This window comes from Streptomyces sp. NPDC001750, from assembly GCF_042892615.1.
GTDB lineage: Bacteria > Actinomycetota > Actinomycetes > Streptomycetales > Streptomycetaceae > Streptomyces.
In genome coordinates this window covers 39,796-45,795 of the sequence record NZ_JBIAUE010000022.1, presented here as the reverse complement: position 1 = coordinate 45,795, position 6,000 = coordinate 39,796, and the positions used below count along the sequence as shown (strand labels likewise).

Below are 6,000 nucleotides of genomic sequence, written 5' to 3'. Positions count from 1 at the left end.
CGGGGGGGCCGGCGGGGGGGGGGGGGCCGGGGGGGGGGGCCCGGGGGGGGGGGCCCCGGGGGGGGGGGGGGGGGGGGGCGCCCCCCCCCCCCACTGCTCCCTCCGGCATGTGGTCGATCCCGCGGCCGGACGTCCGGGACCGGTCGATCCGGAACACCCGGCCGGCAGGACGCCGGACGCCGGTGTGTTATCCGGCGGCCAGGGCTCGGGCCTCGGCGACGATCAGCGCGGCGCGAGCGGCGTTCAGACCGTTCCCGGACTGGTGGGCGGCCCAGTTGGCGAGCTGGGAGTAGTGGGCGTGCCCCAGCATGGTGGTCATCGTGGCGACCCGGTTGGCGTCGGCGCCCGAGGTCAGGATCAGGTGAGCCAGACCCGTCGGGGTGGCACGGACCGTGAAGGTCGAGGACGCGTGCGCGGTGCCGCCGGGGCCGGTGGCCTCGGCACGCAGGGTGTGCTTTCCGGCGGCCAGCGCGGTGAGGTCGAGCGGCTTGCCGGGCGTGACGGCGGCACCGTCCAGGGTGAGGGTGACCTTGTCGGCGCCGGTGGCCTGGACCGCGGCGACCGGGGTCTGCGAGCGGTCCAACGACGCGGAGGCGACCGGGGAGGTGATGGTCACGGTCGGTGCGGCCGGCGGCGTGGGACGTTCCTGCTGCTGGGCCGCGTTCCAACCGGCCAGCTCGGCCGGGCGATTGGTGATGATGCCGTCCACCCCACCGGCCTCCAGAGCCTGCCAGCGGGCCGGGCCGTCCACCGTCCAGACCATCACCGCGACACCCGCGCGGTGCAGGTCGGCCACGACGCCGGGCCGCTTGGACAGCGCGTCGTCCGACGGGTTGTAGGAGGCGAGGCCCAGCTCCTTGGAGAGGGCCACCGGGTCGGCGTCCAGAGCACCGCGCAGCAGGCCGAGCGGCAGTTCGGGTGCCAGCTCGCGGGTGTACTTCAGCGCGTCCACCTCGAAGCTCTGCACGAACACCCGGTCGGTCATGCCGTGGTCCCGGATGGTCTTGACGATCGTGGCCACCTCGTCGCGGGTGTGGGCTCCCTTGATCTCCAGCAGCAGGTTGCCGCCACGGCTCCGCAGGTCGTCGAGTTGCGCGGCCAGGGTGGGGATACGGGTGCCCGCGTAGGAAGGACCGAACCAGGAACCGGCGTCCAGCGCGTCCAGCTGGGCCGAGGTCAGATCGCGGACGGCGCCCTTGCCGTCGGTGGTGCGGTCCACCGTGCTGTCGTGCAGGACGTACGGGACACCGTCCTTGCTCGGCTGCACGTCGTTCTCGATGTACTCGGCTCCGCCGCGCCGGGCGACCTCGTCGGACACCAGAGTGTTCTCCGGGGCGGCCGAGGAGGCGCCACGGTGGGCGATCACGGTCATCGGCGAGCCGGCGGGACGGATCCAGCTCTCGGAGGGGAGCTCGGTGACCTTCAGGTCGTCGAACGAGACCGTGGAACCGTTGACGACGAGCGCCTCGACGCCCTCGGCGGAGCGGGCGACACGGGTGGTGCGCATGGCCTCGCGGCCGTCGAAGAACCAGCGGGCCTTGGTGCCGTGGACCTCCACGGCGATGCGTACGTCGCGGCCGGTTCCGGCCGCCGAGGCCGCGGCGGCGGTGTCGGTGACGTTCCACGTACCGGTCGGGGTGCGCTGGGCGAACTCCAGGCCGTTGGAGGCAGTGGTGCCGCTGCGCATGGTGGCGATCGACCACGGGACGGAGCCGTTGGCGGGGACGTCCAGCCCCATCGCCGTCCAGCGGGCGGAGTCCTTCACCGACTCGAACCGGGCGGTCACCTCGATGCGGAAGTCGTCGAGGTGTTCACCGAAGGTGATCCGGCTCTGCTGGTTGCTGTCGGCCGACGTCCCGTACAGCCGGCCGTTCTTGACCTCCCAGGTGCCCTCGGCGGGCCGGAATCCCGCGGGCAGGGAGTTGCCGGAGAAGTCTTCGGAGACGACGACCCGGCCATCGGCCGGAGCGGAGCCGGACGACTTGGTTCCGGCACCGGCGGGCTGGGCCGTGAACAAGGGGACGAGTACGGCTGTGGTCAGCAGCGCGGAGGCACTGCGCATTGATCGACGAGACATGGCTGGAAACGTACGGTCGCAAGATCAACAGCCTTTGACCGGCAGGGGAACGCGGGCTGGACGGTGCACGGACGCTGGAGCCGCACCGGACGCCCGTCGGCAAATGACGGAATTCCGGTGAATGGGAAAATGCGGTCGCGCCTGCCCTCGTCGGTCATCGCCCAAGAAGCAGCGGGCGGCACGCCGTCGCGGGCCGGTGTTCGAAACCAGCCCGGACCGACGTGCCGCCCTCCGCCGCCGTGCGTGTCGCACTCCCACGCGCAGGCCGCAGGAATGCCCGTCCGCGGATGGAGGCCGGGCTCGACGGCGCTTCCCACGGAACCCCGTGCGATGCGATCCGTTCAGTGCGTCGCCGTGGTCGATGCCTTCGCCGCCGCGGCGTTCTCCTCCGCGAGCCGTTCCATGCCGCTCGTCGTCTTGAGCGGCTTCTCCTTGATGAACAGCACGGCGATCAGGGCGAGGAACGCGAAGGGGGCTCCGACCAGGAACACCTCGGCGGTCGCGACTCCGTACGCGTGCTCCACCACCTGCCGGGCCGGTTCGGGCAGGGTGCTGAGGTCGGGGATGCCGTGCGTGGCGCCCCCGCCGGCCGCCCCGCCGAAGCTCTTCTCCAGCTCGCTCGTCACCCGGTGGCCGAGCACGGCGCCCAGCGCGCTCGTGCCGATCGCCCCACCGAGGCTGCGGAAGAACGACAGGACCGAGGTCGCCGAGCCGAGCTCCGACGCGGGTACGTCGTTCTGAGCCGCCAGCACCAGGTTCTGCATCAGCATGCCGACGCCGACGCCGAGCACCACCATGTAGACACTGAGCAGCCCGAACGAGGAGTCAGCACCGATCGTGGCCAGCAGGCCCATGCCCGCGGTCATGATGATGCCGCCCGCGATGAGGAAGCCCTTCCACTTGCCCCGGGCGGAGATGATCTGCCCGGCGACGGTCGTGGAGATCATTAGACCGAGGATCATCGGCAGGCTCATCAGCCCCGCCACGGTCGGCGTCTTGCCGAGCGAGATCTGGAAGTACTGGGAGAGGAACACCGTGCCGCCGAACATGGCCACGCCGACCAGCAGGCTCGCCACCGTCGTCAGTGTCACCGTGCGATTGCGGAAGATGTCCAGCGGGATGATCGGCTCCGGGACCCTGGACTCGACCACGACCGCGGCGACCAGGAGGAGCACACCGGTGATGACCAGGGCGGCGGTCTGCCAGGACAGCCAGTCGAACCGGTTGCCGGCGAGGGTCACCCACAGCAGCAGGGCGCTGACCCCGCTCATGATGAGGACGGCACCGACATAGTCGATCTTCACCTCCCGGCGGACCGTCGGCAGCTTCAGGGTCAGCTGGAGAAGCACGATCGCCAGCAATGCGAACGGCACACCGATGAAGAAGCACCAGCGCCAACCCAGCCACGACGTGTCCACGAGCACACCGCCGATCAGCGGGCCCGCGACCGTGCCGACGGCGAAGACGGCGCCGAACACCCCGGAGTAGCGGCCGAGTTCACGCGGCGGAATGATCGCCGCCATCACGACCTGGGCGAGCGCGGTGAGACCACCCGCTCCGATGCCCTGCACGACGCGGCTTACGATGAGCAGCCCGACGCTGTGCGAGAAACCGGCGACGAGCGAGCCGACGACGAACATCGACAGGGAGAGCTGGATGAGCAGCTTCTTGTCGTAGAGGTCGGACAGCTTGCCCCAGATCGGGACGGTCGCCGTCATCGCCAGGAGTTCGGCGGTGACCACCCAGGTGTACGAGGACTGGCTGCCGTTCAGATCGGCGATGATCCTGGGAAGGGCGTTGGAGACCACCGTGGAGGCCAGGATGGCCACGAACATGCCGGCCATCAGGCCCGACATGGCCTGGAGTATGTGACGACGGGTCATGGCCGGTGCGGCCTCGACGGGCGCGTCGGCGGCCCCGGCCTCGGGTGTGACAGCAGCGGTCATCGGGTGACGTTCCTCATTTTCTGGTGAAAGGGCCCCGGCGGGGGACCCGGATGTGCTTCAGTCGCTCAGACCGGCGGCCAGCGAAGCGAACGCCTCGCGGTAGGTGCTCTCGAACGTGTGGGTGCGCCCGGAGGCCACCCAGAGCTCGACGGCGGCGCGTACGGCGGCGATCGTCACGTACGCGAGAAGCCTGGGGTGGAGGTCGGAGTCGGGATCCTGGCCGAGACGCTCCGCCACCACCGCGACCAGCGCGCGTTCGTCCGCGCCCTGGGCGGCCAGAAAGCCGGGCAGCAGTGACGGGTTCCTCTTGAGTACGGCCGTCTGGAGCTCCCAGCGCTCGTGATCCTCCTCGATATGGGCCAGCTCCTGCGCGATGGCTTCACGCAGGGCGCCGAGTGCCGAGAGTTCCTCGGGCGCGTCGAGGACGGCCCGGCGCATCCGCTCGGCGTTGTCCCGGCAGGACCGTGTGATGGCGTCTTCAAGACACGGGAAGTAGTTGAAGAAGGTGCGGACGGAGACGCCCACCGCTTCGGTGACCGCTTCCACGGTCACGTTCTCGATCCCGCGGTCCGCGGCCATGCGCAGCGCCGCACCCGCCAGGGCATCACGTGTCGCACGCTTCTTGCGTTCGCGCAGCCCGAGGGGTTGGTCGGCGGTACTCATGAAAGTGCATGCTATGCAATTTTGCGCTCCATGCAAAATGACGTCGCCATGCACGGCGCGAGGGCCGGAGCCGACCGCGAAAGCGGAGTCCCCGGATCGAGTCCCCGGATCGGGCCCGGCAGCGTCGCCGGAACACGGGACCGCGACGGCGAGCACCTGCGGGCCGCCGGGTCGCCCCGAGGATCGGCACCGTCCGTCCCCGGTCGCGGCATTCGTGATCACGGGAGGGGCGGGGCACGTACAGCGTACGGGCATGCGGGAGCCTCGTCGTCGCGCGGGCGTCGGCGGGACGTTCTCCGCCTTCCCGCCCCCCGGAGGACGGCTGACATGACGAAACGGCGATGGTCCGTGGCGCCCACGCATGCCGCGCGGGTGCCACGGACCGTCAGAGATTCCTCACGCCGTTCGCGACCGGTCCCGGGGCCGATCCTGACGGCGGCCCGACAGGCCTGCTCGTGTGATCAGACGCCGGCGATCGACTGGATCCAGGAGCGGTACGCGGTGACGTTGGTGTACGCCGTCGTGGTCTGGCGGTCGCTGGTGGAGGCGACACCGACCTGGACACCACCGAGGGTCATCGGGCCGCCGGAGTCGCCGCCGGCGGTGATGCCGTCGCCGCGTCGGGCACAGATCGCCGAGCCGCCGTAGGCGTCGGTGCAGCCGCTGGTCACGGTCACATTGGCCACCTTCAGGTAGCGGGACTGGCAGTTGGCCTCCGAGCCGCACTGCGAGGTGGCACCCCAGCCCCACACCTGTACGTTCTGCCCGACCCGTACCGTCCCGGGCTGGCCGAGCTGGGAGTAAGTCCCCTGGACGGAACGATCCAGGCGCACCAGCGCCAGGTCGGCGCTGTGGGTGTAGGTCTGGACGCCGTTCGCCACGGTGCCGCCGCTGTACTGGTCGAGGCTGCCGATGCGGAAGGAAAGCCCGCCACCGGCGACACAGTGCTTGGCCGTGAGAATCCACGTCGGCGCGATGATCGTGGCCGAACACGTCTCCTGGCCGTTGGAGTACAGCCGGGCGGCCCAGGGGGCGTTCTGGGCGTATCCGCCACCGATGATCGGCTGTACGGCCTTGGTCACCGGTGCCGCCTGGGCCGGGACCGACTCGGCCGCCGAGGCGGTGGGGGAGAGCAGGGCGAGGACGGAGACCGCGGCGGCCGAGACGGCGGGGACCAGCCTGGATATGCGCATGCTTCCTCGTTTCGTGGGACACACGAGGTGTGTCTGTGGGGGTTGACCGGCCCCAGGTTCCCGGAGAACCGCGGCGCCGGGTACCTCACGCCTGACCATGCCGCGGTGCTATGCCCCGCCC

The 6,000-nt window shown here is 70.6% G+C and carries 4 protein-coding genes; all 4 read right to left on the bottom strand.

What is annotated here, in order from left to right:
* Positions 1-187: 187 nt before the first annotated feature.
* Positions 188-2,077 (bottom strand): glycerophosphodiester phosphodiesterase, encoded by a 1,890-nt coding sequence (locus tag ACFYY6_RS28640; RefSeq protein WP_388653699.1) that lies wholly within the window; start codon positions 2,075-2,077, stop codon positions 188-190.
* A gap of 341 nt (positions 2,078-2,418) precedes the next feature.
* A complete protein-coding gene (locus tag ACFYY6_RS28635; protein ID WP_388653702.1) occupies positions 2,419-4,023 on the bottom strand; it encodes an MDR family MFS transporter in 1,605 nt (534 codons plus the stop codon).
* 57 nt (positions 4,024-4,080) lie between these two features.
* Entirely contained in the window at positions 4,081-4,686 is a 606-nt protein-coding gene (locus ACFYY6_RS28630) for a TetR family transcriptional regulator (RefSeq protein ID WP_389196306.1), read from the bottom strand.
* Positions 4,687-5,147: 461 nt separating this feature from the next.
* A complete protein-coding gene (locus ACFYY6_RS28625) occupies positions 5,148-5,879 on the bottom strand; it encodes a trypsin-like serine protease (RefSeq protein WP_351523969.1) in 732 nt (243 codons plus the stop codon).
* Positions 5,880-6,000: the final 121 nt, after the last annotated feature.

What these genes read in the sequence shown, in the direction of transcription:
- ACFYY6_RS28640 (WP_388653699.1), bottom strand. Translation starts at nt 2,077, where the DNA reads ATGTCTCGTCGATCAATGCGCAGTGCCTCCGCGCTGCTGACCACAGCC.
- ACFYY6_RS28635 (WP_388653702.1), bottom strand. Translation starts at nt 4,023, where the DNA reads ATGACCGCTGCTGTCACACCCGAGGCCGGGGCCGCCGACGCGCCCGTC.
- ACFYY6_RS28630 (WP_389196306.1), bottom strand. Translation starts at nt 4,686, where the DNA reads ATGAGTACCGCCGACCAACCCCTCGGGCTGCGCGAACGCAAGAAGCGT.
- ACFYY6_RS28625 (WP_351523969.1), bottom strand. Translation starts at nt 5,879, where the DNA reads ATGCGCATATCCAGGCTGGTCCCCGCCGTCTCGGCCGCCGCGGTCTCC.